25 protein-coding genes are annotated in these 26,924 nt (G+C 63.5%); 7 read left to right on the top strand and 18 right to left on the bottom strand.

The window, feature by feature from the left end; genetic code table 11:
• Window positions 1-754: EamA/RhaT family transporter (locus ABY403_RS01075; protein ID WP_372837723.1), on the bottom strand; the 754-nt coding region annotated here is incomplete at its 3' end.
• 189 nt (window positions 755-943) lie between these two features.
• Between ABY403_RS01075 and ABY403_RS01070 the strand changes: the two genes are divergently transcribed.
• Window positions 944-1,933, top strand: a complete 990-nt coding sequence (locus ABY403_RS01070; protein ID WP_372837721.1) for a hypothetical protein — start codon at window positions 944-946, stop codon at window positions 1,931-1,933.
• Window positions 1,934-1,949: 16 nt separating this feature from the next.
• On the opposite strand, the gene ABY403_RS01065 is transcribed toward ABY403_RS01070, so the two are convergent.
• From ABY403_RS01065 to ABY403_RS01040, 6 genes are all read right to left on the bottom strand, one after another.
• The gene (locus ABY403_RS01065) at window positions 1,950-3,137 is read right to left on the bottom strand and encodes an SPOR domain-containing protein (RefSeq protein WP_372837719.1); all 1,188 of its coding nucleotides are present in this window, start codon (window positions 3,135-3,137) and stop codon (window positions 1,950-1,952) included.
• Window positions 3,138-3,202: 65 nt separating this feature from the next.
• A complete protein-coding gene (gene upp / locus ABY403_RS01060) occupies window positions 3,203-3,835 on the bottom strand; it encodes a uracil phosphoribosyltransferase (RefSeq protein WP_372837717.1) in 633 nt (210 codons plus the stop codon).
• Window positions 3,828-4,817 carry an adenosine deaminase gene (locus ABY403_RS01055; RefSeq protein ID WP_372837715.1) on the bottom strand — a complete coding sequence of 330 codons (990 nt, stop codon included), beginning with the start codon at window positions 4,815-4,817 and terminating at the stop codon, window positions 3,828-3,830. The genes upp and ABY403_RS01055 overlap by 8 nt, the downstream gene beginning before the upstream one ends.
• A complete protein-coding gene (locus ABY403_RS01050) occupies window positions 4,814-6,025 on the bottom strand; it encodes a phosphopentomutase (RefSeq protein WP_372837713.1) in 1,212 nt (403 codons plus the stop codon). The genes ABY403_RS01055 and ABY403_RS01050 overlap by 4 nt, the downstream gene beginning before the upstream one ends.
• Window positions 6,022-7,332: a thymidine phosphorylase gene (locus tag ABY403_RS01045; protein WP_372837711.1), complete on the bottom strand. Its 1,311-nt coding sequence runs from the start codon at window positions 7,330-7,332 to the stop codon at window positions 6,022-6,024. Before ABY403_RS01045 ends, ABY403_RS01050 begins: the two co-directional genes overlap by 4 nt.
• Entirely contained in the window at window positions 7,332-7,724 is a 393-nt protein-coding gene (locus tag ABY403_RS01040) for a cytidine deaminase (protein WP_372837709.1), read from the bottom strand. The genes ABY403_RS01045 and ABY403_RS01040 overlap by 1 nt, the downstream gene beginning before the upstream one ends.
• A 133-nt stretch (window positions 7,725-7,857) precedes the next feature.
• On the opposite strand from ABY403_RS01040, the gene ABY403_RS01035 reads away from it, so the two are divergent.
• Together ABY403_RS01035 and ABY403_RS01030 are read left to right on the top strand one after the other, a co-directional pair.
• Window positions 7,858-10,137: an NADP-dependent malic enzyme gene (locus ABY403_RS01035; RefSeq protein ID WP_372837707.1), complete on the top strand. Its 2,280-nt coding sequence runs from the start codon at window positions 7,858-7,860 to the stop codon at window positions 10,135-10,137.
• 231 nt (window positions 10,138-10,368) lie between these two features.
• Window positions 10,369-12,261 (top strand): propionyl-CoA synthetase, encoded by a 1,893-nt coding sequence (locus ABY403_RS01030; RefSeq protein WP_372837705.1) that lies wholly within the window; start codon window positions 10,369-10,371, stop codon window positions 12,259-12,261.
• A gap of 33 nt (window positions 12,262-12,294) precedes the next feature.
• On the opposite strand, the gene ABY403_RS01025 is transcribed toward ABY403_RS01030, so the two are convergent.
• Window positions 12,295-13,062, bottom strand: coding sequence for an NAD kinase (locus tag ABY403_RS01025; RefSeq protein WP_372837703.1), 768 nt, complete (start codon window positions 13,060-13,062; stop codon window positions 12,295-12,297).
• A gap of 452 nt (window positions 13,063-13,514) precedes the next feature.
• Here ABY403_RS01025 and glyA point away from each other — a divergent pair, with 452 nt between their 5' ends.
• Together glyA and ABY403_RS01015 are read left to right on the top strand one after the other, a co-directional pair.
• Window positions 13,515-14,810, top strand: coding sequence for a serine hydroxymethyltransferase (gene glyA / locus ABY403_RS01020; RefSeq protein ID WP_372837701.1), 1,296 nt, complete (start codon window positions 13,515-13,517; stop codon window positions 14,808-14,810).
• Window positions 14,807-15,661: a DUF817 domain-containing protein gene (locus tag ABY403_RS01015; protein WP_372837699.1), complete on the top strand. Its 855-nt coding sequence runs from the start codon at window positions 14,807-14,809 to the stop codon at window positions 15,659-15,661. The genes glyA and ABY403_RS01015 overlap by 4 nt, the downstream gene beginning before the upstream one ends.
• On the opposite strand, the gene ABY403_RS01010 is transcribed toward ABY403_RS01015, so the two are convergent.
• Window positions 15,652-16,023 (bottom strand): hypothetical protein, encoded by a 372-nt coding sequence (locus tag ABY403_RS01010; protein ID WP_372837697.1) that lies wholly within the window; start codon window positions 16,021-16,023, stop codon window positions 15,652-15,654. The genes ABY403_RS01015 and ABY403_RS01010 overlap by 10 nt on opposite strands.
• Before the next feature lie 89 nt (window positions 16,024-16,112).
• On the opposite strand from ABY403_RS01010, the gene ABY403_RS01005 reads away from it, so the two are divergent.
• Entirely contained in the window at window positions 16,113-16,874 is a 762-nt protein-coding gene (locus tag ABY403_RS01005; protein ID WP_372837695.1) for an alpha/beta fold hydrolase, read from the top strand.
• On the opposite strand, the gene ABY403_RS01000 is transcribed toward ABY403_RS01005, so the two are convergent.
• The 3 genes from ABY403_RS01000 to ABY403_RS00990 all read right to left on the bottom strand — a co-directional run bounded on the left by ABY403_RS01000 (window position 16,871) and on the right by ABY403_RS00990 (window position 17,998).
• Window positions 16,871-17,362 carry a cytochrome b gene (locus tag ABY403_RS01000; protein ID WP_372837693.1) on the bottom strand — a complete coding sequence of 164 codons (492 nt, stop codon included), beginning with the start codon at window positions 17,360-17,362 and terminating at the stop codon, window positions 16,871-16,873. The two genes, ABY403_RS01005 and ABY403_RS01000, sit on opposite strands and share 4 nt — an antisense overlap.
• Before the next feature lie 72 nt (window positions 17,363-17,434).
• On the bottom strand, window positions 17,435-17,617 hold the full coding sequence (locus tag ABY403_RS00995; protein WP_372837692.1) for a hypothetical protein: 183 nt from the start codon (window positions 17,615-17,617) through the stop codon (window positions 17,435-17,437).
• Window positions 17,618-17,689: 72 nt separating this feature from the next.
• Window positions 17,690-17,998 (bottom strand): hypothetical protein, encoded by a 309-nt coding sequence (locus ABY403_RS00990; RefSeq protein ID WP_372837690.1) that lies wholly within the window; start codon window positions 17,996-17,998, stop codon window positions 17,690-17,692.
• A 116-nt stretch (window positions 17,999-18,114) separates the two neighbouring features.
• Between ABY403_RS00990 and ABY403_RS00985 the strand changes: the two genes are divergently transcribed.
• Entirely contained in the window at window positions 18,115-20,565 is a 2,451-nt protein-coding gene (locus ABY403_RS00985; protein WP_372837688.1) for an FAD-dependent oxidoreductase, read from the top strand.
• 105 nt (window positions 20,566-20,670) lie between these two features.
• Here the strand turns inward: ABY403_RS00985 and ABY403_RS00980 are convergent, their stop codons facing one another.
• From ABY403_RS00980 to aroQ, 6 genes are all read right to left on the bottom strand, one after another.
• Window positions 20,671-22,602 (bottom strand): elongation factor G, encoded by a 1,932-nt coding sequence (locus tag ABY403_RS00980; RefSeq protein WP_372837686.1) that lies wholly within the window; start codon window positions 22,600-22,602, stop codon window positions 20,671-20,673.
• A gap of 251 nt (window positions 22,603-22,853) precedes the next feature.
• Window positions 22,854-23,651 (bottom strand): 2-keto-4-pentenoate hydratase, encoded by a 798-nt coding sequence (locus tag ABY403_RS00975; RefSeq protein WP_372837684.1) that lies wholly within the window; start codon window positions 23,649-23,651, stop codon window positions 22,854-22,856.
• Window positions 23,652-23,712: 61 nt separating this feature from the next.
• A complete protein-coding gene (locus ABY403_RS00970; protein WP_372837682.1) occupies window positions 23,713-24,639 on the bottom strand; it encodes an AEC family transporter in 927 nt (308 codons plus the stop codon).
• Window positions 24,640-24,688: 49 nt separating this feature from the next.
• The gene (locus ABY403_RS00965) at window positions 24,689-25,453 is read right to left on the bottom strand and encodes an HpcH/HpaI aldolase/citrate lyase family protein (RefSeq protein WP_372837680.1); all 765 of its coding nucleotides are present in this window, start codon (window positions 25,451-25,453) and stop codon (window positions 24,689-24,691) included.
• A 17-nt stretch (window positions 25,454-25,470) separates the two neighbouring features.
• Window positions 25,471-26,508 (bottom strand): Gfo/Idh/MocA family protein, encoded by a 1,038-nt coding sequence (locus ABY403_RS00960; protein ID WP_372837678.1) that lies wholly within the window; start codon window positions 26,506-26,508, stop codon window positions 25,471-25,473.
• The coding region (gene aroQ, locus ABY403_RS00955; RefSeq protein ID WP_372837676.1) for a type II 3-dehydroquinate dehydratase at window positions 26,505-26,924 on the bottom strand (420 nt) is incomplete at its 5' end. The genes ABY403_RS00960 and aroQ, both read right to left, overlap by 4 nt.

Raw genomic sequence — 26,924 nt, 5'->3', positions numbered from 1 at the left:
CGCGCACCAAAAGCCCCACGCCGATCAACGAGCCTGCCGCTTGCACCACGACCCAGAACCAGACCTCGGCCGAGGGCCACGCAGCACCGCGCGTAAGAAACCCGTCGGCCCCCGCCGCCGCTTCGGGGGCCAGAACCGCCAACACGACCATGCCGATCAGCCCCATCAGCCCCAATATGGCCATGTATCCCGCAGTCAGGGTTGCCACGCTTTCGCGCGGGCACCAGGCACGGGTTGCGATATTTCCCATCGCGTAAAACGCGCCCCCCGCCACCGGCAACAACGAGGCAAGCCCGATCTCACCCGCAGCACCCGGCCCCAAGACCAGCAATATGCCGCCAAAACCCAGCGCCACCGCCGCCAGCGACACTTGCGAAATCGGCTGGCCATAAACGACACGCTGGATCAAGAGCACAAAGAAGGGTGCCGAAAACAGACCCGCCGCCACTTGCGCCACCGGCAGAAACGCCAGCGCGCCAAAATAAAGCAACATGCCGGTCGCATGCACAAGGCTGCGCGCCAGAACGGCCAGCGGTGCTACCGGCCAAAGCCGCAACCGCAGCAGCGGCACCAGAACCGCAAGCATCGGCACGATCATCAGGCTGCGGAGCAGATGAAACTCCCAAAGCCCGATCTCGCCCGCAATCACGCGCACGTAGTTGTCGATGTAACCGATGATAACGGCAAAGGTGCCAATCATCATCGCCGCAGCCGCCGTGCGGTTTGGCACCGTCATCACACCCGCTTCAACCATGCCTCGCCCCTATCCTGCCGCCACGATCTTGGCGGCCCGCCACCGCGCCGCCCGCCCGAAAACGACATCCGCGCCGAAAACGGCGCAAATCCCTGCACAGCCGCCTTGCGGCACGCAGGCAGCCGCCGCTGCCATTGACCGTCCCCCGGCTTCGTCTATCCTGTAACAAAAGAAAAGAGGCGGCAGGCCATGACAGCGCTCAGCGAATATCAGCGGCTCGAAAGTACAGGCATCTGGCGCGAAAGCCCCGAGGCGCAGCGGCGCGAGGTGATCGTGGCCTTTGGCGATGCCACGCTGGTCATTTCGGATGGCCGCAGCGCAAGGGCGCTGGCGCATTGGTCGTTGCCTGCGCTGGTGCGGCTAAACCCCGGCTCGACCCCCGCGCTTTACGCACCGGGGCCGGATGCCGACGAGGAATTGGAAATAGACGACGAGACGATGATTTCCGCTGTTGAAAAGGTGCGCTTTGCACTGGCAAGCAGGCTGCCGCGTCCGGGGCGGTTGCGGCTATGGGTGATGCTTGGGATGACCGCGGTTGCAGCGGCGCTGGGGCTATTTTGGCTGCCGGATGCGTTGGTTTCCCATGTCGCGCGCGTGGCACCACCCGCACAGCGCGACGACATCGGCGCGATTGTGCTGGCCGAGCTGACAACGCTGACCGGGGCACCCTGCATGAACGATGCAGCCGAACCGGTGATCGAGGCGCTGGCCGCACGGTTGGTGCCGGGCAAATCGATCGTGCTGCTGCCGACCGCGCTGAACGGGGCGCTGGCCCTGCCCGGAAAAGTTCTGGTGCTTGGCATGGCCACGGTACAGGGCTACGACGGGCCCGAGGTGGCGGCGGGCAACCTGCTGGCCGTAACATTGGCCGCCGAGACAACCGATCCGCTGACCGAGGCGCTGGATTGGGCGGGGCTGCGCAGCGCCTTTGCGTTGCTGACCACGGGCGAGCTTCCGCAAGATGCGATGAAGGGATATGGGCAGGCATTGCTGGCCACCGTCAAGCCCGCTGACAAACCCGCCGTAACCGCGCGGCTGATCGGCGAAGGCGTTGACCCCGAGCCTTGGCTGCAAAGCCTTGCGGACAATGAACCCTATGCGCTCGCCGCACCGAGTGCTGTCGAGCCGTTGATGAGCGATAGCGACTGGGTGCGCTTGCAGGGCGCTTGTATGCGCTAAGGCCGCCCCGCGGCAGCTAGCGCGCGAAGGCGTCGCTGAAGCCTGCGCTTCGCGCCGCGGCAAGTGCAGCCGCAAGCGCATCGGCGCTGGCGAAGGGGCCTGCGTAGACCACCTGATAGTTGCGCCCACCCTGCACCACATGCGCGTTCTGCACCGCCAGACCAAGCGCGCGAAGCACACCGCGCGCCGCCTCGGCATTGGCGGGTTGCAGATAGGTTCCGACCTGCACCAGCCGCGCTGATGCGGCAGGCAAAGGCGCATCGGTAGCAGACGACTTGCCCGAATACGCAACCTGAAGCAGTGGGGCGGAGTAGCTATTATCAACCGCAACCGGCACCATCCGCGCCGGAACCGTATCGGTCCAAAGCCGCGCCATCTGCGCCGGGCCGCTGGCACTCGACACGCCGCGGTAGGGGTTCAAGCGGTCATCATCCCAAGCGGGCGCATAGCCTGCGGGGATCGGCGGTATCATCGCCACCTGCGGCGCAGAGCCGGTGCGGGCCACTGGCACCGCGGCGAACTGCGAAGTGGACCCCGCCACTTGCAGACCCGGCACACCGGCACCGTTGATATAGCCGACCGGATCGGAGGTCTGCGGGCCGCAGCGCACCACATGGCGGCCATCGGAAAGCATGTAGCGCTGCGCCACGGGCGAAAGGTTGGGGCAAACGGACTGCGCGTTTGTAACCGTGGTGGCCTCGACGATGGTGGGCAGTGGCGCAGCACCGGCCCCCGCCATCGGCACGGCATAGGGCGAGACATAGGCCCCGGGAACCGCCTCGGCGGCGGGCCTTGGCGTGGCGGGCGCGGCCGAGGCAACCGGTGCCACGGCGACAACCGGGCGCGGCGTCAGCCCCACGGGTGGCGGTGCGCTGGTCAAGGCGATCGTCGGCATGGGTGCCGAGGCAGCGGGCGCGCTTTGCGCCGGAGCCGGAGCCGGAGCAACCGCCGTGGCAGAGGCCCCAAAGGTCGGCTGGTAGCCGCATAGGTGCACGCCGTTGCGATCTACCCGCGCGACCCAGTTGACCGCCGTGCCAACCCCGGCGCGCACGAATACGCAGCCCTCGCTGTCAACAAACTGGCGCCCCGAATAGCCGGATGGCGGCACATCCGCCGGGCTGTTGACCTCTAGCGCCAAGGCCGACCCCGATACGACCTGCGCCAAACCCAAAACCGCCGCCGATAACCCTGTCGAATACCGCATGTCCGCCCCCGGATAACCTATAGCGAAAATGCGGGAGGATTGTCTTCAAGTAAAGCATAATCACCTTATTTGGTGCCGAACATGCGGTCGCCCGCATCCCCTAGACCAGGCACAATATATCCGTGGTCATTGAGATGGCTATCCACCGCTGCTGTGACAATCGGCACATCGGGATGCGCTTCTTGCATCCGCTTGATCCCCTCGGGTGCTGCCAGAAGGCACAGGAAGCGGATATTGCGCGCCCCGGATTTCTTCAGCAGATCAATCGCCGCAACTGAAGAGTTACCGGTTGCAAGCATTGGATCGACGACGATCACGATCCGGTCCTCTAGCTCGGCGGGGACCTTGTAGTAATATTGCACGGGTTTCAGCGTCTCTGGGTCGCGGTAAAGCCCGATAAACCCAACCCGCGCTGCCGGGATCAGTTCCAGAATCCCGTCCAGAAGCCCGTTGCCCGCGCGCAAGATCGAAATCAGCGCCAGTTTCTTGCCATCGAGAATGGGCGCGTCCATGCCGCAGATCGGCGTTTCGATATGTTTGGTGGTCAGATCGAGCCCGCGCGTCACCTCATAGGCCAGAAGCAGACTGATCTCGCGCAGCAGCGTGCGAAACCCCGCAGTCGAGGTGTCTTTCTCGCGCATCAGGGTCAGCTTGTGTTGCACCAGCGGGTGGTTGACCACGGTCAGTTGCTCAGACATCGGCTTGCTCCAGTTTTTTCAATATCTTGTCGCGTATGGCGGGGCCGCAGAATGCGGCTTGGGCGGCGGTGCGAGTGATATCCCGCAATGTCGCCACGTTCCAGCCGAGGTCTTGCGCGAGGCGTTCATATTCGCGCGTCATGGTGGTGTGGAAAAACGGCGGATCGTCGGTAGAAACGGTCACCTGCACACCGCGCGCGCGCAGCGCCGCAATCGGATGCGAGGGCCAATCGGGGTAAAGCCCGAGTGCGATATTCGAGCCGGGGCAACACTCTAGCACCACCCCCGCATCGGCAAGCGCATCGACGAGCGCGGGGTCTTCGATGGCCCGCACGCCGTGGCCGATGCGCGCCACGCCAAGGTCGCGCCACGCCGCGCGCACGCTTTCAGGCCCGCCCCATTCGCCCGCGTGGCAGGTCAGTTGCAACCCAGCCTCGCGCGCACAGTCGAAAGACCATCGAAAATCAATCGGTTGCCACATCTTTTCATCGCCCGCGAGGCCAAAGCCCACGATGAAATCGCCAGCGGTTTCGGCCGCGCATAGCGCCGTTTCGCGCGCTTTTTCAGGGCCGAAGTGGCGGATCGGCGTGACGATGCCGCGCAAAGTGATGCCAAGATCACGCTCGGCCGCCGCCGCCGCATCGAAGATCGCCGCAAGGTATTCGCGCCACGCCATCACATCGCGCCCGCCACAGAAATCGGGGCTGATAAAGGTTTCGCAATAAACCACCCCGCTCGCCGCGCTTTCCTCGAGCACCGCGCGGGTCAGGCGGGCATAGTCTTCGGGGCGCTGCAACGTGGCTGTGGCGGTTTCGTAGACGCTTAGAAAATCCCAGAAATCGCGATAGCGATAATTGCCCCTGTCATCGAATATGCCGCTGACATCCATATGCTTTTCATACGCAAGCTGGCGGATGAAAGCAGCGGGGGCGGCACCCTCTAGGTGTAGGTGAAGCTCTACCTTGGGAAGGTTTGCGGTCACAGAAAGCTCCTTCCGGGCCCGGTTTCCGGCAGGCCAAGATGTGTTGCAATCGAGGCCGCGACATCGACAAACGCCACCTGCCCAATCGCCCGCGCGCCCACGCCCCAACCTAAGACCGGAACCCGCTCGCGCGTGTGGTCAGTGCCGATCCATGTCGGATCATTGCCGTGGTCGGCGGTGAAAATCGCCAGATCGCCGGGGCGAAGCGTTGCCAGAAGGCGGCCCGTGGCGGTGTCGAACCACTCTAGCGCACGCGCATAACCTGATACGTCGCGCGGGTGGCCATACTGGCTGTCAAACTCGACAAAGTTGGCAAAGGTAAAGGAACCGGGCTCCGCCTCGTCCGCCAGGCGCAAAAGATGTTCGAAAAGTGCAGCGTCGTCTGCCCCCTTGTGGACTTTGTCTATGCCCCGACCGGAAAATATATCGTTGATCTTGCCAATCGAATGGGTGGTGTGGCCCGCGCGTTTGGCCCAATCGAGCAGGGTCGGCGCGGGCGGCGCAATTGCGTAGTCATGCCGGTTGGCAGTGCGGCGGAACGCACCCGGCGCGCCGATGAAGGGCCGCGCGATCACGCGGCCAATCCGCATTGCGTGCAGACGCGGAGCAAGATCGCGGCAAAGCTGCAAAAGCCGCTCTAGCCCGAAAGCCTCTTCATGCGCGGCGATCTGAAAGACCGAATCCGCCGAGGTGTAGCAAATCGGCCAACCCGTGCGCAGATGTTCTGCGCCGAGCCTATCCATGATCTCTAGCCCCGCCGCGTGGCAGTTGCCCAAGATCCCGTCCGTGCCCGCCAGCCGCATGACGTCTTTGGTGATCTCGTCGGGAAAGGCGGGGGTTTTCTTGGGGAAATAGGTCCAGTCCCACGGCACCGGAACACCAGCAAGCTCCCAATGCCCCGAGGGCGTATCCTTGCCGCGCGATGTTTCGTTTGCAGCCCCCCAAAGCCCTTCTGGCACTGCATTTAGCCCCGGCGAAGGCGCATCAGAGGCCAGCCGCAGCGCCGCCCCCAGCCCTAGACGATCAAGCACCGGCATCCGCAACGGGCCACTGCGCCCCTGCTCTGCCTGCCCCGCCGCACAAGCCGCGGCGATATGGCCAAGCGTATTGGCCCCGGTATCGGGCACACCCGCGTTGAAAAACTCGGCGGCGTCAAGCGCGCCGCCAATGCCGCAGCTATCGAGTACGATCAGAAAGGCCCTGCTCATTGCGCCACCCTCTCGATCACCAGATCAGGCTCGCGCGGCGATTCTGACCCGATCGTATAGGCCGCGGCAACTGCGGCAGCCGCTGCCTTGGCGGTAGCATCATTGGCGGCATGGACGAAGGCTATGGCTTCGCCCCGATCCAGCTCTTCGCCAACCCGCGACAAGCGCGAAAGGCCAACCGCTGGATTGACCCGGTCGGTTCCAACCAAGCGCCCGCCCCCCAGCCGCACCACCGCCTGCCCAAGCGCCATCCCGTCGATTGCCGAAACGAAACCGCTACGCGCGGCCGGAACCGCAAGGGTCACGGCGGCGGCGGGCAACCTGTCGGGGTAACGCTCGATGAAATCGGAGGGCCCGCCGAGTGCCGAGACCATTCGGCCAAAGGTTTCAGCCGCGCGTCCCGAACCAAGCGCCTCGTCGATCATTCCGGCACCTTCGGCGGCATCGCCCGCCAGCCCCGCCAGCGCCAGCGCCTCACCGCCGAGTGCGGCGGTAACCTGCCACAACTCCTCATTCACCGCGCTGCCAGTCAGCGTTTCCATACATTCGAGCACTTCCAACGCGTTACCGGCAGATTGGCCGAGGGGTTGGCTCATGTCGGTAATCAGCGCAACGGTCTTGCAGCCCGCGCCATTGGCCGTATCGACAAGCGAGCGCGCCAGAGCGCGCGCATCATCGAGGGTTTTCATGAAGGCGCCAGAGCCTGCCTTCACATCAAGCACCAGCACCTCCAGCCCTGCCGCGAGCTTCTTGGAAAGAATGGAGGCGGTAATCAGATCGATGCTTTCCACGGTGCCCGAAATATCGCGGATACCGTAGAGGCGGCGGTCGGCGGGCGCGATATCGCCACTGGCACCGACAATGGCGCATCCCACCTCGCGCACCACCTTGCGCAGCCCCTCAAGCCCCGGATCGGTGCGATAGCCGGGGATCGACTCGAGTTTGTCGAGCGTGCCGCCGGTATGGCCCAGCCCGCGCCCCGAGATCATCGGCACATAGGCCCCGCAAGCCGCAAGCGCCGGGGCCAGCAGCAACGAAACCGAATCGCCAATGCCGCCGGTGGAATGTTTGTCGAGCACCGGGCCGGGCAGCGACCATTTCAGCACGCGCCCCGAATCGCGCATTGCGCGCGTCAGCGCCACGCGGCCTTCAGCGCCGATACCTTTAAGATACACGGCCATCGCAAAGGCCCCCGCCTGCGCATCGCTGACGGTATCCGAGGCAAGGCCCTTGGCAAACCAGAGTGCGGCGTCTTCGGGCAGGCCCTGCCCATCGCGCACCGCGGCAATGATGCTGCGCGCGTCCATCAAGCGCGGTCCATGTGGCCCGCGTCGAACCGCCCGGGCAGCAAATCGCCCACGGTCGTCTGCAATTTCTTCCCGTCGGTGGTGGCCAGCGTCACCGGCACCTCGGGGCGGCCAAACTCGGCCAATTTCTGGCGGCAGCCGCCACATGGGGGCACCGGCGTGGGGCTATCGGCAATAACGCAAAGCTCGACAAACTCTGTCTCGCCCGCCGCCACCATCGCCGATATGGCGCCCGCCTCGGCGCAAACCCCTTCGGGATAGGCCACGTTTTCTACATTGCAACCTTGATAGACCGCGCCCGATTTGCCGCGCAGCGCCGCACCCACCTTGAAGCGGGAATAGGGGGCGTAAGCGTTTTTGCGCACTTCGGTTGCGGCATCCAACAGCGTCATCTGAGCCTCCGATTATGGTTGGTGAAGTCTGCGCCGGCCTCGCGCGCGATGCAAGCGGGCGGCGGCGGTGCAGACAGGCTATTCCCCGCGGGGCAGAAACAGTTTAAGGCTAAACCAGTTTCGGGGGGCAAAAATGAACGAGACCAGAAACGAGAACACACGCGCCGCCGCGCTGGACTACCACGAGTTTCCCAAACCCGGAAAGCTTGAGGTTCGCGCAACCAAGCCCTTGGCCAACGGGCGCGACCTCTCTCGCGCCTATTCGCCCGGCGTGGCCGAGGCCAGTCTTGAAATCAAGGCAGACCCTGCCACGGCGGCCCGCTATACCTCGCGCGCCAATCTTGTTGGCGTTGTGACCAATGGCACCGCCGTTCTGGGCCTTGGCAACATCGGCCCGCTTGCCGCCAAGCCGGTGATGGAAGGCAAGGCAGTTCTGTTCAAGAAATTCGCCAATATCGACGCCTTCGATATCGAGTTGAACGAATCTGACCCCGTGAAACTTGCCGAGATCGTCTGCGCGCTGGAGCCGACTTTCGGCGCGATCAACCTTGAAGACATCAAAGCCCCCGATTGCTTCATCGTCGAAAAAATCTGCCGCGAGCGGATGAACATTCCGGTATTTCACGACGACCAGCACGGCACTGCCATCGTTGTTGGTGCGGCTGTCAGCAATGCGCTGCACGTCACCGGGCGCGCGTTCGACAAGATCAAGATCGTCTCGACCGGCGGGGGGGCTGCGGGCATTGCCTGCCTCAACATGCTGATAAAGCTGGGTGTGAAGCGCGAGAATATCTGGCTTTGCGATATTCATGGGTTGGTCTACGCGGGCCGCGAGATCGACATGAACCCGCAAAAGGCCGCCTATGCCCAGGCCACCGACAAACGCACGCTGAGCGATGTGATCGACGGCGCTGATCTTTTTCTGGGGCTTTCCGGCCCCGGCGTGCTGACCCCGGAACTGGTTGCCCGAATGGCGGCGCGCCCGATCATCTTTGCGCTGGCCAATCCCACGCCCGAGATCTTGCCCGAGGCGGTGCGCGAGGTTGCACCCGATGCGATCATCGCCACCGGCCGATCGGATTACCCCAATCAGGTCAACAACGTGCTGTGCTTTCCGTTCATTTTTCGGGCGGCGCTGGATGTTGGCGCAACGACGATCAACGATGAAATGCAATTGGCCTGTATCGAGGGCATCGCGGCACTGGCGCGCGCCACCACCAGCGCCGAGGCAGCCGCGGCCTATCGCGGCGAGAAAATGACCTTCGGGCCGGATTATCTGATTCCGAAGCCCTTTGATCCGCGGCTGATCGGCACTGTCGCGCGGGCGGTTGCGCGTGCTGCGATGGAAACCGGCGTGGCCAGCCGCCCGATCGCCGACCTTGCGGCCTACAAGGTGCGGCTCGACGGATCGGTATTCAAGTCGGCGCTGCTGATGCGCCCGGTGTTCGAAGCGGCAGCCACCGTTACCCGCCGCATCGTCTTTGCCGAAGGCGAGGATGAGCGCGTGCTGCGCGCCGCCAATGCGATGATCGAAGAAACCACCGACAAGCCAATTCTGATCGGCCGCCCCGAGGTGATCGCGCGGCGCTGCGAACGCGCGGGGCTGCCCATCAGGCCCGGCGTGGATTTCGACATCGTGAACCCCGAAGACGATCCGCGCTACCGCGACTATTGGGGCACCTATCACGAGCTGATGGCGCGCCGTGGCGTCACCCCCGATACCGCGCGCGCGATCATGCGCACCAATACCACCGCCATTGCAGCGGTAATGGTGCATCGCGGCGAAGCTGACAGCCTGATCTGCGGAACTTTCGGGCAATACCTCTGGCATCTGAAATACGTCCGCCAGATTCTTGCGCGCGATGGGCTGCAACCGATTGGCGCGCTGAGCCTGATGATCCTAGAAGACGGGCCGCTGTTCATTGCCGACACGCATGTCTACCCCGAGCCTACCCCCCAAGAGATTACCGCCTGCGTGATTGGCGCGGCACGGCACGCGCGCCGCTTTGGCCTTGTGCCAAAGATCGCGCTGTGCAGCCATTCGCAGTTTGGAAACCTGAATACGGACTCTGGGCATCGGATGCGCGCGGCGCTTGAACTGCTTGATGCGCAAGAGCGCGATTTTGCCTATGAGGGCGAAATGCATGTCGATGCCGCACTCGACCAATCGCTGCGCGATAGAATCTTTCCCAACGGGCGCTTTGAAGGCGCGGCCAATGTGTTGGTATTCGCCAATACCGACGCGGCCTCGGGCGTGCGCAACATCCTCAAGGCAAAGGCGGGCGGGCTAGAGGTTGGGCCGATCTTGATGGGCATGGGCAACCGCGCGCATGTGGTAACGCCTTCGATCACAGCGCGCGGGCTTTTGAACATGTCAGCGGTCGCAGGCACGCCGGTCAAGCATTACGGCTGACCCGCGCGCGACTCCGCCCGCGCTGCCCGGCCTTTGCCGGCCGGCCTAGTTTGCAAATCTGACCGATCGGCCTGCAATTCCGTGCAGTCCAAGACAATTTGCAAAACTTTGCGACGGCTTTTTGCCGTTTTCTGCAAATATATGCGGCGCATAGACCGCCCAACGCAGCAACATTCTTGCGAGAATCTTGTGCGGAGCCTAACAAGCATAAAGATGCGGAGGAGGCATACTATGGCATACAGGGATGTATACGACAGCTGGAAGAATGATCCCGAAACCTTCTGGATGCGCGCGGCCGAAGACATTGATTGGGTGAAACCGCCCAGCAAGGCGCTTTTTGCCGATAGCGCACCGCTCTACGAATGGTTCCGCGATGCCGAAGTGAACACCTGCTGGAACGCCGTTGACCGCCATGTCGAGGCTGGGCGCGGCGACCAGCTTGCCATCATCCACGTCAGCCCGATTACCCACTCGCGTAAAGGCATCACCTATGCCGAACTGCAAAAGCGCGTCGCCAGCCTTGCCGGGGCCTTGCGCGCGAAGGGCGTGGAAAAGGGCGACCGGGTCATCATCTACATGCCCATGGTGCCCGAGGCTCTTGAGGCGATGCTGGCCTGTGCGCGACTGGGCGCGATCCACTCTGTGGTGTTTGGTGGTTTTGCCGCACACGAGCTTGCGGTGCGGATCGACGACTCAAAACCCAAGGCAGTCATCGCGGCATCTTGCGGGTTGGAGCCGGGGCGCGTGGTGCACTACAAGCCGCTGCTTGACAAGGCTATCGAGGCGGCCAAGCACAAGCCTGATTTCTGCGTGATCTTTCAGCGCGAGCAAGAGGTTGCCAAGCTGATCGAAGGGCGCGATGTCGCTTGGCATACCTTTCAATACGGTGTCGAGCCTGCCGAATGTGTGCCGGTTCAGGGCAATCATCCAGCCTATATTCTTTACACCTCGGGCACCACGGGCCAGCCCAAAGGCGTGATCCGCGACACAGCCGGGCATCTGGTGGCGCTCAACTGGTCGATGAAGGCCATCTACAACATCGACAAGGGCGACGTGTTCTGGGCCGCCTCCGACGTGGGCTGGGTGGTTGGCCACAGCTACATATGCTACGCGCCGCTGATCGCCGGGGCCACGACCATTGTCTATGAAGGCAAGCCCGTTGGCACGCCCGATGCCAGCGCCTTCTGGCGGGTGTTGCAGAACCAGCAGGTAAAGGCCCTATTCACCGCGCCGACCGCCTTGCGCGCGATCAAGCGCGAGGACCCCGAGGGCAAGCTGATCGACGATTTCAACCTGCGCAAGTTCGATGCACTGTATCTGGCCGGCGAGCGCGCCGACCCAGACACCGTGAAATGGGCGCAGCGGCATCTGCGGGTGCCGGTGGTCGATCACTGGTGGCAGACCGAAACTGGCTGGGCAATTGCCGCGAACCCCTTGGGCATCGAAGAGTTGCCCACCAAGATCGGGTCTCCCTCGGTGCCGATGCCGGGCTACGATGTGCATGTGCTTGACGAGGGCGGCCACCCGGTGCCCCCCGGCACACTGGGCGCGATCGTGGTCAAGTTGCCTTTGCCCCCCGGCACCCTGCCCGGGCTTTGGAATGCAGAAGCGCGGTTTCGCAAAAGCTACCTTGAGCACTTCCCCGGTTACTACGAAACCGGCGACGCGGGCTATATCGACGCAGATGGCTACCTCTACATCATGGCGCGCACCGATGACGTGATCAACGTGGCGGGCCATCGCCTTTCAACCGGCGCAATGGAAGAGATATTGGCAGGCCACCCAGACGTCGCCGAATGCGCGGTGATCGGCGTGGCAGATGCGCTCAAAGGGCAGCAGCCGATAGGCTTTCTTTGCCTGAACAAAGGTAGCAGCCGCAAGCCAGCCGACGTGGTAAAAGACTGCGTGCAACTGGTGCGCGAAGAAATCGGCCCGGTCGCGGCATTCAAGATGGCCTGCGTGGTCGATCGTCTGCCGAAAACCCGCTCGGGCAAAATCTTGCGCGCGACAATGGGAAAGATCGCTGATGGCGAGCCGTTCAACATGCCCGCCACCATCGACGACCCGGTTATTCTAGACGAGATTGCCGCGGCACTGAAAACGCTGGGGCTTCCGGCGAAATGAAAAGGCGGGGCGGCGTCGCGCCGCCCCCAACCGCTATACGAATTGCTCGCGCATCAACCGTTCGGCCAAACCGTGACCGTTCTCGAACAGGATACGGTGCGAGATTGTCGGTTCCGAGCGGATCTCGACCCAAAGCACCGGGCGCACCGAGCGGCCATCGGCATCGGCCATCACCGGGCGCTTTTCGGGTTCTAGCACGTCAAAGCGCACGGTCGCGTTTTTGGGCAAGATTGCGCCGCGCCACCGCCGAGGCCGAAACGCCGCCACCGCGGTCAGCGCCAGCACATCGGCCCCGATCGGCAAGATCGGGCCATGCGCCGAATAGTTGTAGGCGGTCGAACCTGCCGGCGTGCAGACAATCGCGCCATCGCAGACCAGTTCGGCCATGCGTTCCTTGCCGTTCACCGAAATGCGCAGCTTGGCCGCCTGCGGCCCGGCGCGCAGCACAGAAACGTCGTTGATTGCCAAGGCCTCGTGCACATCGCCGTCAGCGGTGCCCGCGCGCATTGCCAGCGGGTTGATCACCGCCTCTTCGGCCGCCGCTACACGCTCTGGCAGACCATCCTCGGCATAGTCATTCATCAAGAAGCCGATCGTGCCGCAGTTCATGCCGTAAACGGGCAGGCCGGTGCGCTGATGCAGCGTATCAAGCATCAGCCCATCGCCGCCAAGCGCCACGACGACATCGGCCTCTGCAAGCGGCACATGCGCATAGCGCGCTTTCAGCACCCGCGATGCCGCTTGCGCGGCTTCCGAGTCACTGGCGCGAAAACATATCTTCGGCGAATTCGGAAGCGCCATGGGGCGGGTTCTCTCTTTGCAGCTACGGCCTAGTTTCGGCGCAGCCAGATGCCAGCACAAGGGCTTTGTGAACCCGAGACATATCGCCGCGAAACACGCGATGCGCCCCTGCCCCAAGTGCCGCGGGCTTGAAAGACGCCGTGCTGCTGCGCGTCGAACCCTGTGCCGAGGCCGAGCGGCCCCAATGCTTCAGCACCACATCCTTGAGCACGAGGATCCGCGCACGATGGGCCGGTTCACAGCGGTCAAGGCCGCGCCTATCGGAAACAGCAGCGCCAAAAGCGGCCCAAAGTGGCAGGATTTATCGCGCGAAACCGCGCAATCGGCGTTTTGCGCGCTTTCGACAGCATTGCCTATGCGTTAAAGGGTGCGCAGAACCCGTAGGAATGCGCAAAATGCCGCACCTGCCTCGACCTATACATTGCCACTCTGACCTGCCGGGAGCTTCAGACATGACCTCATACCAGCGCGATGCCGGGTATTTCACCGAAACGCTCGAAAGCCGCGACCCAGACATCGCCGCCGCGATCCGTTCAGAGCTTGGCCGTCAGCGCGACGAGATCGAATTGATCGCTTCGGAAAACATCGTCAGCCGCGCCGTGCTTGAGGCGCAGGGTTCGGTGATGACCAACAAATACGCCGAAGGCTACCCCGGTAAGCGCTACTACGGCGGTTGCCAGTTTGTGGATGTGGCAGAAAACCTTGCCATCGACCGGGCCAAGCAGCTTTTTTCCTGCGCTTACGCAAACGTGCAGCCCAATTCCGGCAGTCAGGCCAACCAGGGCGTGTTCAACGCGCTGCTGAAACCCGGCGATACAATTCTTGGCATGAACCTCGCCTCGGGCGGGCATCTGACGCATGGGGCGGCGCCGAACCAGTCGGGCAAATGGTTCAATGCCATCCAGTATGGCGTGCGCGCGCAGGACAACCGCATCGATTACGACGAAGTGGCGCGACTGGCACGCGAGCATAAGCCGAAGATGATCATCGCGGGCGGCTCGGCCATACCGCGGCAGATCGACTTTGCCGCCTTCCGCGCCATTGCCGACGAGGTTGGCGCGCTTTTGATGGTCGATATGGCGCATTTCGCGGGGCTGGTAGCGGGTGGCGCACACCCCTCGCCGTTCCCCTATGCCGATGTTGCTACCACCACCACGCACAAAACCCTGCGCGGCCCGCGTGGCGGCATGATTTTGACCAATGACGAAGCGATCGCCAAAAAGATCAACTCGGCCATCTTCCCCGGCATCCAAGGTGGGCCGTTGATGCATGTGATCGCCGCCAAAGCCGTGGCCTTTGGTGAAGCGCTGCGCCCAGAGTTCGCAGCCTACGCAGCGCAAGTGGTGAAAAACGCGCAGGCTCTTGCCGACGAGTTGATGAAGGGCGGGCTAGCCATTGTCACCGGGGGCACCGACACGCATCTGATGCTGGTCGATCTGCGCCCCAAAGAGGTCAAGGGCAACGCCACCGAAAATGCGCTTGGGCGCGCGCATATCACCTGCAACAAGAACGGGATTCCGTTCGACCCTGAAAAACCCACCGTTACCTCGGGCGTACGGCTGGGCACCCCGGCAGGCACCACCCGCGGGTTTGGGGAAGAAGAGTTCCGCCAGATCGGGCGCTGGATCGTCGAAGTTGTCGATGGCCTTGCCGCAAACGGTGAAGACGATAACGGCGATGTCGAAGCTGCCGTGCGCGCCAAGGTAGAAGAACTTTGCGCCCGCTTCCCGGTTTACCCGACGCTGTGACACCGCACGCGCGCCCCGCAGCGACCACCGTTCGGATCGAGCGGTGGCTTGGCGACGCGGTGCGCGCGCGCCTGCCGCACGGGCTGGCAGAGTTTGTGCTCTTTGGCCTCAAGCAGGGTTGGGCGTGCCTGTTTGGCGGGCTGATGCTGGGCGCGATCATCGCCAGCAAGGCGATCTGGCAGCCCGATTGGCCCGTGGCGCGGTATGATGCGCTTTTTGCCTTTGCGCTTATCACGCAGGTGGCGTTTTTGTGGCTGCGGCTGGAAACATGGGCCGAGGCGCGGGTGATCTTGCTGTTTCACATCACCGGAACCGTGATGGAATGGTTCAAGGTCGACGCAGGGTCGTGGGGCTACCCCGAACCGGGGGTGTTCAAGCTATTCGGCGTGCCGCTGTTTTCAGGCTTCATGTATGCCTCGGTCGGTTCCTACATCGCGCGCGTGATCCGCATTTTCGACATGCGCTTTGCCCCCTACCCTCCCTATTGGCTAAGCGTCGCACTGGCACTGGCGATTTATGCCAATTTCTTCGCACACCACTTTCTGCCCGACATACGGCTGGCGCTGTTTGCGGCAACGCTGCTGCTGTTTGGGCGTACCCGCGTGTGGTTTACCGTCGGGCAGCGCTACTGGATGCCGATGCCGCTGGCGGCGTTGCTGGCTAGCCTGTTTCTGTGGTTGGCCGAGAATATCGGCACCGCCACCGGCACTTGGCTGTATTCAGGCCAGCGGCCCGAGCATCTGGTCTCGTTCGCCAAGCTCGGTTCGTGGTATCTGCTGCTTTATGTCAGCTTCGTCACGGTTTCGCTGGTATCACGCGCCGCGATCAGCCGCTCGGCCCTTCAGAAATAGCCGCGCCAGAACATGATCCCCATAACCGCCCCGGCAGTGACGACCACCACGAAAACCACGGTCGCCAGCATATTGACGGCAAGCGTCGTGCGCCTTTCGCCCGCACCAAGCGGCTTGAGGTAGCGCACCAGCGCATCATACGCCGCCGACACCCGCTCGATATCGATCTGCCGCGAGAGTTTGGGGTTTAGCGATTTGGCCTCGGCGTCACACAACAGGTCCGCTTCGGCACGCAGCTTGCGCGGCAGCGAACGGCCGCGATGCGCCAGCTTGGCGCGCAACCCGGTGCCGCGCGCTTTCAGCCGTTCTTCCATCAGCTGCGCCACGCGCGCCGACATCTGGTGCAGGGTTTGCGGGTTCATGGCTCCTCCGGTCACCCAAACCCTAATCCTTGGCAAGAGCCGACGCAACGACACTGGTAGAGGCCGCAACGCCGCGCTAGGCTTGGCCTATGTTGAACTTCATCACCCACGGCGCGCCCAGCGCCACCCCGCCGCTAGTCATCGTGCATGGCCTCTTTGGCTCGGCGCGCAATTGGGGTGTGATCGCGCGCAGGCTGTCGCAGGACCGTCTGGTGATCGTGCCCGACATGCGCAACCACGGCGATAGCCGCTGGGATGCAGCGCATGGCTACGCAGAGCTTGCAGCCGATCTTTCAACGCTGATCGCAGCGCATGGCACATCGGCAGATCTGTTGGGCCATTCGATGGGCGGCAAGGCCGCAATGCAACTCGCGCTCAGCAAACCCGGCCGGGTGCGGCGGCTGGTGGTGGCCGATATCGCACCCGTCGCCTATGGCCACAGTCAGCGCCACCTGATCGCAGCGATGCGTGCGATTGACATTGAAGGGCTGTCCCTTCGGTCAGAGGCCGACCGGCAATTGGCGCTTCAGGTGCCCGATGCCGGGGTGCGCGCCTTCTTGCTGCAATCGCTTGACCTGAAAGCGACCCCCGCACGCTGGAAGCTGAACCTCGAAGCGCTCGACGCGGAAATGGAGCGTATCACCGGCTGGCCCGGCACGCCGGGGCAGTTCGATGGGCCGACGCTATTCATCAAGGGCGCGTTGTCCGACTATATCCGCCCGGAACATCATTCAGCGATTCTGGCGCAGTTTCCTGCCGCCACGTTTGCCGAAATAGAAGGCGCGGGGCACTGGCTACATGCCGATGCCCCGCGCGCGTTCGAAGAAATCGTCCAGCGGTTTCTGGACTAGCCGGGCCGCTTCATACGGGCCAGAAGGTTATCTTTCAGAACAAACTGGTGATAGAGCGCGCCCACAACGTGCAGGGCGAAAAGCACCAGAAGCAGCGTTGTCATCACCTCATGCGCGTTGGCGCTGACCGAAACCCCGCCAAACCATGCCATGCCACCGCTGACCACCAGAAGCAGCAGCAACAGGTAAAGCACCCCGTGGGTCAAGGCGCCGACCAGTTTCAGCACGGGCGCTTGTGGTTCGGGGGGCAGCGGCGCACCGCGGGTCAGGCGCAATACCAGCCGCCACAGAACCAGCGCAAAAATCGTCACGCCGGTAATGACATGCAGCTGAATGAAAATGCTCGGCGTAACCTCGTTACCGCGCTGGATCGCGCGCCAAGCATGGCTCATCGCATCATTCAACAGAAATTGCGGGATCAGAAGCAGCGCGACGAGCCAATGCAGCCAAATCTGCGAGCTCGAATAGCCAGTTGACGTTTTATGCATGATTTCCTCGCGTATGTTGCGGTTTGCGTTGCGCACTGGCTGCAACGGGCACCGAATATTTCCGTCGCGCGATCAGGCCGACAAGATTTTCTTTGCGATGATCCACGCTGTAGGCAGGCCAAGCAGCGCGCCCGCGCCTGCTGCCATGAGGATCGAGTTCAGATCGACGTGGCCAAGAACAAGGGTCACAACCACGAAGATGCCGGCCAGCGTAGGGCCGGCCAGCGCATAGATTATGGAAGCAAGGCGGAACATCTATTTCTCCCGTAATGCGCGCGTTTCAAGCGGCAGAGAAACAGGTTTCCGTTGCCGCGACCTTGATCTGCGTCATACCGGCGGGCAACGCAAGCGCATCCGCGCTTCGCCCGTATCGCCCGGCAGGCCGGTGACCACACTGCCCGGCACAACGGCGCATCCGGTCGTTTTCTCGACCGCGCTTATCATCAGCGCAGGCACCGGCGCGCGCGCGGCCCGCGCAAGATATCCCATGCGGATGACCTCGGCCTTGTCGGCCTTTTGCAACACGACAAAATCGATGCCTTCCAGCGTGATCTGGTGCCGTTCGGCACCAAAAAACTCTGGCGCGGGCGAGGCGCAGGCGGCGACGAGGAACAGGGCGAAAAGATGCAGGCGCATACGGCAATCTTGAGCCGACTTGGTTAACTAATCGTTACTGCGGCATCGAATCGCGTTGCATTTTGCGCCCGCAGCCGCACTCTGGCAGCATCCCCCCAAAACATGCGGAGCGCGCCATGACGTCTCTTCCTTCTTCGGCCCGCGTTGTCATCATCGGCGGCGGTGTTTCGGGTTGCTCGGTCGCCTACCACCTTGCGCAGCTTGGCTGGCGCGACATCGTGCTGCTGGAACGCAAGCAGTTGACCTCGGGCACAACATGGCACGCTGCGGGGCTGGTGGGGCAGTTGCGTGCCAGCCTTAACATGACCCGGCTCGCCAAATATTCCGCAGACCTTTACGCCCGGCTTGGCGCGGAAACCGGGCTTGCTACCGGCTTTCGTGCCTGTGGTTCGATCTCGGTCGCGCTGACGGGCGAGCGGCGCGAAGAGTTGCTGCGCCAAGCAGGGCTGGCGCGCGCCTTTGGCGTTGAGGTGGGCGAGCTTTCGGTCGCGGACATCAAGGCGATGTACCCGCATCTGAATACCGAAGGTGTGACGATGGGCGTGCACCTGCCCGCCGATGGTCAGGCCGACCCCGGCAACATTGCGCTGGCACTGGCCAAGGGCGCGCGCGCGGCCGGGGCGGTGATTGCTGAAGGGGTGAAGGTGGTGGCCGTCACCAAGGCAGGCGGTCGGGTGACGGGTGTGGACTGGGTGCAGGGCGAGGCGCGCGGGCATATCGCAGCCGACATGGTGGTGAACTGCGCGGGCATGTGGGGGCGCGATCTGGCCGCCGCCTCGGGCGTGGCACTGCCACTGCATGCGTGCGAACATTTCTACATCGTCACCGAATCCATTCCCGGCCTTGGCCAGTTGCCGGTGCTGCGCGTGCCCGACGAATGTGCCTATTACAAGGAAGACGCGGGCAAGATCTTGCTTGGCGCGTTCGAGCCGGTCGCCAAACCTTGGGGCATGGGGGGCATTCCCGAAAGCTTCTGCTTTGACCAGTTGCCCGAAGATTTCGATCATTTCGAGCCGATACTTGCTGCCGCCGTCAACCGAATGCCGATGCTCGCCGAGGCAGGGATACACACGTTTTTCAATGGCCCGGAAAGCTTTACCCCCGATGATCGCTACTATCTGGGCGAAGCACCCGAACTTGGCGGCTATTGGGTAGCGGCGGGGTATAACTCGATCGGCATCGTCTCGGCGGGTGGCGCGGGCATGGCGCTGGCGCAGTGGATGGACGGGGGCGAGCCACCATTCGACCTTTGGGATGTCGATGTCCGCCGCGCGCAGCCGTTTCAGAAAAACCGCCAGTATCTGCGCGCGCGGGTCACCGAAACGCTGGGCCTGCTTTATGCTGACCATTTCCCCTATCGCCAGCCCGCCACGGCACGCGGCATCCGCCGATCGCCTGTGCACGAGCAGCTCAAAGCCGCCGGTGCGGTGTTTGGCGAAACCGCCGGGTGGGAACGGGCCAACTGGTTTGCCGATCCGGGCCAGCCGCGCGAATACCGCTACACTTGGGCGCGGCAGAACTGGTTTGCCAACTCCGCCGCCGAGCACCGCGCGCTGCGCGAGGGCGTGGGGCTGATCGACATGTCGAGCTTTGGCAAGATCCGGGTCGAGGGTCCGGGTGCGTATGACCTTTTGCAGCGCGTCACCGCGGGGCAGATTGACGTGGATGTGGGGCGCATCGTCTATTGCCAGATGCTGAACACGCGCGGCGGTATCGAATGCGATTTGACCGTGACGCGGCTGGGCGAGACCGCGTTTTTGCTGGTGGTGCCCGCCGCCACGCTGCAACGCGACCTTGCATGGCTGCGCCGCCACGCGCATGGCGACATCGTAACCATCACCGATGTGACCGCCGCCGAAGCGGTGCTGTGCCTGATGGGCCCACGCGCGCGCGCGGTGCTTTCGGCCTGCTCGCCCGCCGATCTGTCCAACGCCGCGCATGGCTTTGGCAGCGCGCGCGAAATCGAGGTCGGGATGGGCCTCGCGCGGGCGCATCGCATCAGCTACGTGGGCGAGTTGGGCTGGGAGCTTTACGTTTCATCCGATCAGGCCGCACATGTTTACGAGACGCTGGTTGAGGCTGGGGCAGCCGAGGGGATGCGGCTTTGCGGGTTGCACGCGATGAACTCTTGCCGGATGGAAAAAGCCTTTCGCAGCTTTGGCCACGACATCAGCGATGAAGACCATGTGCTGGAAGCAGGTCTTGGCTTTGCGGTGGACCTTGGCAAGGGCGACTTCATCGGCCGCGAGGCCGTGTTGCGCAAGCGCGAGGCAGGGTTGACGCGGCGGCTGGTGCAGTTCCTTCTCACCGATCCCGCGCCGATGCTTTACCACAACGAACCGATCCTGCGCGACGGGCGGATCGTCGGGGTGCTGGCATCGGGGGCCTATGGACACACGCTTGGCGGTTCGGTGGGGCTTGGCTATGTGCCCTGCACCGCTCCCGGCGAAAGCGCGGCGGAAATGCTGGCGTCGCGCTACGAGATAGAGGTGGCCGGGCAGCGATTTGCCGCGCGCGCAAGCCTTGCGCCGCTATATGACCCGAAATCGCTGCGACCACGGGCCTGATTGACGCAGACCGGGGCCTTCGTCCGCGACGCGACGATCCGGGTAAAAAACGCCCGCCCCTTTCGGGACGGGCGCGTTATACCGGCGCGGCAAGTGCCAAGTGCTTCAGGCGTGTTCCTTGGCATGTTCGCGGCAGATCGTCTCGGCTTCCTTGCCGTGCAGTTCCTGATAGTGATCGAACTTGCTTTCAAACCACCCGGTGCCTTGGGTCGCGGTACCAAGACCGCGGATCAGATCATCGCGCGAGGACGACGGCAGCAAGATCCGCGTCACATCCCAGCCGCGCGCCTCCGGGTTCGGTTCAAAGCCAAGAACCTGCCCCTTCAGCGTCGAGATCAGCGAAACGATCGAGCCTGAAAACACCGAAGGCGCGTGAATATCGACCCGTTCGATCGGTTGCAGCAGCACGGGCGAGGCCTTTTGCAGCGCCTCGCGTGTGCCCATCTTGGCGGCGGTGCGGAAGGCGTGGTCAGAACTGTCAACCGCGTGGCTTTTGCCATCGGTCAGCGTAACCGCAACGTCGATCACCGGAAAACCGAGCGGCCCTGCAACCGTCGCATCCTGCGCGCCCGCCTCGACCGCCGAGATGAAGTTGCGCGGCACAGCGCCACCCTTCACCACCTCGTCAAAGGCGAAACCCGCGCCGCGTTCTTGCGGCCGCACGATCAGCACCACATCGGCAAATTGGCCCGACCCGCCCGATTGCTTGCGGTGGCGGTAGTGTTCTTCGGCCTGCTGCGAAATGGTTTCGCGGTAGGAAGTCGGCGTCACCTGCTCGGTCACCTTCACGTCGAAATCATCCGAGATGCTGGCAAGGATGCGGCGCAGATGCAGTGGGCCTTGGGCGCGCAATATGGTGTGGCCGCTGTCTTCGTCCTGCCCGACCTCAAGGCCCAGATCGGTTTCCTGCAAACGCGCCAGCGCAGTTGAAAGGCGCACCTCGTCGCGTTCGTTGGTGGGCAGCAACAGCCGCGCCAGTGTTGGGCGGCGGCTTTTGACCCAATCTGGCCCGTCTTGCGACGACGCCGCGTTGAAAAGCCGCCCCGCGTTCAACTGGTCGGCCTTGACCGCCACCCCTACGCTGCCCGCAGCCAGCGCGTTGGAGCCAACTTCGCCAAACTCGTTGAGGTTGCCAAGGTTGCCGCCCGCAAGGTTGGTGCCCGACTTTACGCCATCGGTCAGCGCGCGCAGATAGACCGCCTTGCCGAGGTGCTTTTGAAACTCGGCATGAAAGCCAACCGCCAAAACGTCGCCCGCCGGGCTAAGCCGCGCGCGCAAGGCATCGACCGAGGGCGCTTCGTGGCGCAGCGCCTTCATCAGCCGCATCACGCCGTTCACATGGCTTGCCGCACCGAGGTAGGCGGGAATGATTTTGTTGTCTTGCAGCACTTTCGCCGCGGTCTGGAACAATTCGGCGGTCGGCGGCTCGCGATCTTCAATCAACTGCTCAAGCAAGCCATCGTCAAACTCGGAAAGGTGCTCCATCAAATCAAGGTGGGCCTGATGCTCGACTTCGCGCATCGACGAGGGAATCTCCATCAGGAATGAGGGTTTGCCTTCCTGATAGTGCCACGCGCGCTCGGAAATCAGATCAATCGCACCGACGACGGCACCGCCTTCGCGGATCGGCATCTGGCGCAGCACGATCGTGTGCTGCGAATAGCCCTGCAAGGCTGCCACGATATCTTCGATGCGGCCCTGCGGCGCGTCCATCTTGTTGATGAAGATCAGGCAAGGCGTGCCAGAAGCCTCGATCACGCGCAGGTAAGGTGCCACCAGCACCGCCGCCGCCGGGTCGGAAGGCACGCACAACACAACCGCATCTGAAGCCATAAGCGCGCTGCCCATGACGCCGCTATATTCGGCGCTGCCAGCAACATCGAATGCACACCATGGCTCGTCAAGAAAACTGAATCGGGTCAAGGCAAGGTTGCCAGCCGTTTCCGTACGCGTGGCTGCGCCGTCAAGCTGGCTCATCGCCTTGACCAGCGTCGTCTTGCCCGATTGGGATGGCCCCAGAACCGTAAAGCATCGCATCCGTCAAACCCTCCTTTAAATCCGGGGGCCTATCGAGCGCCCGGCGGGGTTCGGGTCGAACATTGTCCTTCACCCCGATTTCCTGAGGCCGCAGCACGCACGGCCTACCCCGACAATTGCATGGGGCATCGGCACGGGCAACAGCCGAGAAGAGGGCCAGCGCCGCTTTCGCCTATCCGCGACAATCGGTCCAACTCGGACGGCACCACCCGCGCCCAATCACGCCGAAGCCCGAAGCGGTGCGCGACAGACTAGACAACGCGCAGCGTGATAGTGCCCAAAGCGCCGAAGTCGGCGCGAAGCACGCTATCTGCGGGCGTAGGCAGCGTGTCTGTGACCGAGCCCACGGTAATCGCCATGCCCGCCGTTAGCCCGATACCGCGCGCGCCGAGGTGGTTGACCACATCGGTCAGCGCCGCGTAGGGGTCGGCGCGAATATCGGGCGGGCTCTGCGCCGCAGGGGTGCCGCCGTTCAGGCTAAGCGCGACCGGGTGGTGCAGGTAATCCACCGCGTCGGGCGCAACAATTTGCGGCCCGATCACCAGCGCGAGCCCGCTGCCGTTGTCAGCTATGCCCAGCAATCCGCCCACCGCGCCCCAAGGTGCCGCTTCGCCGTAGCGCGAAGCGACAAGCTCCACCGCAATATGGGCGCGCACCAAGGGTACGATCTCGGAAATGCTGCGCGGCGGCGCGGCAGGCAGATCGGATGTGAGCACAAAGGCAAACTCCGGCTCGGCGCGCGCTTGCGCGAATGTGGCGGCAGGCAAGGTGAGGTCGGTGCCATGAAAAAGCCCTGAGCTAAGAACGCGGCCAGTGACCAGCCCGTCCTGCCCATCGCGCGCGCGCATTCCTGCCGAGGTGGCCCCCGCCTTCCAGCCCACCACCGGCTCGCCTATCAGCGCGATCATCCGCGCTTGCGCGGCATAAGCCTCGGCGCGGTCCTGTGGGCGCGCTGCGGGGTTCGGCAGTGGCACAGTGTGGCCCCCACGCCAGGCGGCGGCCAGTGTTGCGCCAAGGTGGTCCATCGCATCCGCTCGTTCTGGCGTCATGTCTGCTCCAATTTTCCTTTACCGGTTCTGGCGTTATCACAGCGGTTCGTGCACGCGCGCCTTAGCCAAGAAGCGCCAGAAGTGCCGAAACCGTAAAGAACGACGCCACCGTGGCCACGATCAGCGCGGTGGCGGCAAGCGCCTCGTTTCCCCAACGCAACCCGAAAAGCGCGTAGGTGGACATCATCGGCACCGCAGCGATCAGCACCCCCGAGGTGAGCAGCGCATCAGGCGGCGGGCCCAAAAGCATAAGCCCGGCCAGCACCGCAGCCGGGTGCAAAACCAGCTTGCCAATCACCACCCGCGCCACCGCCGCCCCGCCGATGCCCGCGCGCGGCAGGTCTGCCACCGCCGCGCCAATCACCAGCAGTGCAATCGGTGCCGCCACAGGTGCCAACATGCCCAACACATTCAACGCCACCGCGGGCAGCACCAGCCCGCTTACCGATGCCACAAGCCCTACCAGTACGGCCATCAGCAAAGGGTTGCGCACCATCCCGCTCAAAACGCGCAACAGCGCCTTGCGCCGCCCGCCGCCGCCCGTGGTCTCGGCCAGCGTTATTGCCAGCGGCAGGATCAGGATATTTTCCACCAGCATCGCCATCGCGAAGGCTTGCAGCGCTACATCGCCCACCAGCAAAGCCGCCACTGGCATCCCAAGATATGCCGAGTTCGAGCATGACATGCCCAGCGCCTCAAGCGCGGCCTGCGGCATTCCCCTGCGCAGCACACCGCGCACAAGCGCAAGCCCCGCCAGAAACAAGGCCAGCGAGCCGGCTGCATAGCCTGCGAGGAAATCCCAGCGCAGCGCCTCGGACAGCGGCGCGCGGGCCAGCGCCAGAAAGATCAACGCAGGCATTGCGACACGCAGCACCACGCGGCCGATGGCGCGCATGTCTGCGGCCGCCACATAGCCCACCTTGGTCACGAAAAAGCCAAGCGCGATCAGAAGATAGATCGGCAGCGTCAGGGCGAAAACCGCCAGCATCAGCGCCCCCGCGAGGGCGCTGATCGTGCAGGTTCAGGGGGTTTTGCCGTCAGGCTTTCCACTTCTTGGCCAGATCGCGCGCGCCCCGCAAAAGGATCGCCTGATCCACATCCACAGCGGTGAACAGTGTGCCCGCCGCGATCGCTTCTGTAAGAAACTCGGGGTCGAGCGACAGGATGCCCGCAGGCTTTCCCGCATTGCGGATACGGCGCACGGCGTCGAGCACGGCGGCCTTGACCTCTGGGTGGCCGGGGTTGCCGGGGTGCCCCATCGAAGCGGCAAGATCGGCCGGGCCGATGAATACGCCATCCACCCCCTCGACCGCACAGATCGCCTCGATCTCGGGCAGCGTCGCGGCGGTTTCGACCTGCACCAGCAGGCAGACCTCGGCATTGGCGCGCGCGTTATAGTCTGGAATTGCGCCAAAGCGGCTGGCGCGGGTGATACCTGCCACGCCACGCACCCCATGCGGCGGGTAGCGCACGGCCTTTACCGCAAGCGCAGCCTCAGCCGCGCTTTGCACATAGGGCACAAGGATCGTTTGCGCGCCGATATCCAACAGCCGCTTGATCTCGACCAGATCGAGCGAGCCGGGCCGCACCAGCGCTTGCGTGCCATAGGGTGCTGCGGCCTGAAGCATGGCCTGCACCGTGGCCAGATCCATGACCGAGTGCTCGGTGTCGATCAACATCCAGTCAAAGCCGCATCCAGCCATCGATTCGGCGTGGCCCGAACCCGGGATCGTTACCCAGATGCCGATCTGCTGACGCCCTGCGGCCAACCCGGCCTTGAAGTGATTTTTCGGCAATTCCATCGTGCGTGTCTCCCTGTTCAGTCTTGCAGCCTGACCCGGCGTCCTTCGCGGGCGGCGATTTTGATAGCTTCGATCACGGCCAGCGTTCGCAGACCTTCGCGCCCCGAAACCAGCGGCGCCTCGCCCGTGCCGATCACGCGCGCGAATTGCTCGATCTGTAGCACCAGCGGATCGCCCGAGGGGTGCGAGGCAATCCGGGCGGAAAGCGGCTCCCACCAGCTGCGCTTGCCCGTGTAATGCCAAAGCTTGCCCGAAGGCAGTTCCAACGCGCCTTGGGTGCCACCGATCAGGTAGCAAGCCTCGGATGTCTTTGGATAAGCGGGGTTTTCGCCGGTAGTCAGTTCCCACGACCAAGGCGCCGGGATCGTGTCGGATACGTTGGCCGTGCCAAGCACGCCATTGGTAAACTCGAGCGTTATGACCGCCGTTTCCTCGACCGCGTTGCCACGCACAGCATTCGACTGCGCCGCCTGCACCGCTGTGACCTCGCCCACCAGATACCGCAACAGATCGATATCGTGGATGAGGTTTAAGAACACCGGCCCGGCACCCGGTTCACGGCGCCAAGACACATCAAAATACTCATCCGGCTTCATCAGCCAAAACATCGACTGCACCGAAACCGGCGTGCCGATTTCACCCGCAACGATCATCGCCTTGGCGGCGGCGATCAGCGGGTTGTGGCGGCGATGGTGGCCAGTGGCCAAGGGCACGCCCGCCGCCTCGGCTGCCTCGACCAAAGCGCGCGCCTCGGTCACATCGGTCGCCAAGGGCTTTTCGACCAGCACCGGCAGGCCCGCGCGCACACAGGCAAGACCGCCTTCGACATGCAACTGATTAGGCGTCGCAAGGATGACGCCCCCGGCGACACCCGCCGAAATCATCGCATCAAGCGTCGAGAAATAGGGCACCCCAAGCTGCGCGGCATAGTCGGCAGTGGCGGGCATCGGGTCAACGATTGCGGCCAGTTGCGCGCCCGCCGCCTGTGCCATCGCCTGAACATGCCGCTTGCCGATCAAGCCGGCCCCTGCGACTGCGATTCGCGCGGCGGTCATTTCTTGGCGGCAAGTTGCGCGATGCGGCGAACACCGGCCTTGTAGCCTTCGGTGCCAAGCCCGGCGATCACGCCCTCTGCGCGCAGGCTGACGTAGGAATGGTGCCGAAACGATTCACGCTTGTGCACATTGGAAATATGCACCTCGATCACCGGCCCTTCAAAGGTGTTCAGCGCATCGAGTATGGCCACCGATGTGTGAGTGAAGGCACCGGGGTTGATGACAATGCCACATGCCGATTTGCGCGCCTCGTGAATGGTGTCGATGATGACGCCCTCGTGGTTTGACTGAAAAAGCTTCAGATCAAACCCCAAGCCTTTCGCCAGTTCGCGACATTCGACCTCGACATCGGCAAGTGTCTCGCGGCCATAGATTTCAGGCTGGCGCTGGCCCAGCAGGTTCAGGTTCGGTCCGTT

It is taken from the genome of Phaeovulum sp. (assembly GCF_041596715.1).
Taxonomy (GTDB): domain Bacteria; phylum Pseudomonadota; class Alphaproteobacteria; order Rhodobacterales; family Rhodobacteraceae; genus UBA6213.
This window is presented reverse-complemented; position numbering and strand designations above follow the sequence as displayed.

Coding starts and splice junctions, on each gene's coding strand:
- ABY403_RS01070 (WP_372837721.1), top strand. CDS start 944: ATGACAGCGCTCAGCGAATATCAGCGGCTCGAAAGTACAGGCATCTGG.
- ABY403_RS01065 (WP_372837719.1), bottom strand. CDS start 3,137: ATGCGGTATTCGACAGGGTTATCGGCGGCGGTTTTGGGTTTGGCGCAG.
- upp (WP_372837717.1), bottom strand. CDS start 3,835: ATGTCTGAGCAACTGACCGTGGTCAACCACCCGCTGGTGCAACACAAG.
- ABY403_RS01050 (WP_372837713.1), bottom strand. CDS start 6,025: ATGAGCAGGGCCTTTCTGATCGTACTCGATAGCTGCGGCATTGGCGGC.
- ABY403_RS01045 (WP_372837711.1), bottom strand. CDS start 7,332: ATGGACGCGCGCAGCATCATTGCCGCGGTGCGCGATGGGCAGGGCCTG.
- ABY403_RS01040 (WP_372837709.1), bottom strand. CDS start 7,724: ATGACGCTGTTGGATGCCGCAACCGAAGTGCGCAAAAACGCTTACGCC.
- ABY403_RS01035 (WP_372837707.1), top strand. CDS start 7,858: ATGAACGAGACCAGAAACGAGAACACACGCGCCGCCGCGCTGGACTAC.
- ABY403_RS01030 (WP_372837705.1), top strand. CDS start 10,369: ATGGCATACAGGGATGTATACGACAGCTGGAAGAATGATCCCGAAACC.
- ABY403_RS01025 (WP_372837703.1), bottom strand. CDS start 13,062: ATGGCGCTTCCGAATTCGCCGAAGATATGTTTTCGCGCCAGTGACTCG.
- glyA (WP_372837701.1), top strand. CDS start 13,515: ATGACCTCATACCAGCGCGATGCCGGGTATTTCACCGAAACGCTCGAA.
- ABY403_RS01010 (WP_372837697.1), bottom strand. CDS start 16,023: ATGAACCCGCAAACCCTGCACCAGATGTCGGCGCGCGTGGCGCAGCTG.
- ABY403_RS01005 (WP_372837695.1), top strand. CDS start 16,113: ATGTTGAACTTCATCACCCACGGCGCGCCCAGCGCCACCCCGCCGCTA.
- ABY403_RS01000 (WP_372837693.1), bottom strand. CDS start 17,362: ATGCATAAAACGTCAACTGGCTATTCGAGCTCGCAGATTTGGCTGCAT.
- ABY403_RS00995 (WP_372837692.1), bottom strand. CDS start 17,617: ATGTTCCGCCTTGCTTCCATAATCTATGCGCTGGCCGGCCCTACGCTG.
- ABY403_RS00990 (WP_372837690.1), bottom strand. CDS start 17,998: ATGCGCCTGCATCTTTTCGCCCTGTTCCTCGTCGCCGCCTGCGCCTCG.
- ABY403_RS00985 (WP_372837688.1), top strand. CDS start 18,115: ATGACGTCTCTTCCTTCTTCGGCCCGCGTTGTCATCATCGGCGGCGGT.
- ABY403_RS00980 (WP_372837686.1), bottom strand. CDS start 22,602: ATGCGATGCTTTACGGTTCTGGGGCCATCCCAATCGGGCAAGACGACG.
- ABY403_RS00975 (WP_372837684.1), bottom strand. CDS start 23,651: ATGACGCCAGAACGAGCGGATGCGATGGACCACCTTGGCGCAACACTG.
- ABY403_RS00970 (WP_372837682.1), bottom strand. CDS start 24,639: ATGCTGGCGGTTTTCGCCCTGACGCTGCCGATCTATCTTCTGATCGCG.
- ABY403_RS00965 (WP_372837680.1), bottom strand. CDS start 25,453: ATGGAATTGCCGAAAAATCACTTCAAGGCCGGGTTGGCCGCAGGGCGT.
- ABY403_RS00960 (WP_372837678.1), bottom strand. CDS start 26,508: ATGACCGCCGCGCGAATCGCAGTCGCAGGGGCCGGCTTGATCGGCAAG.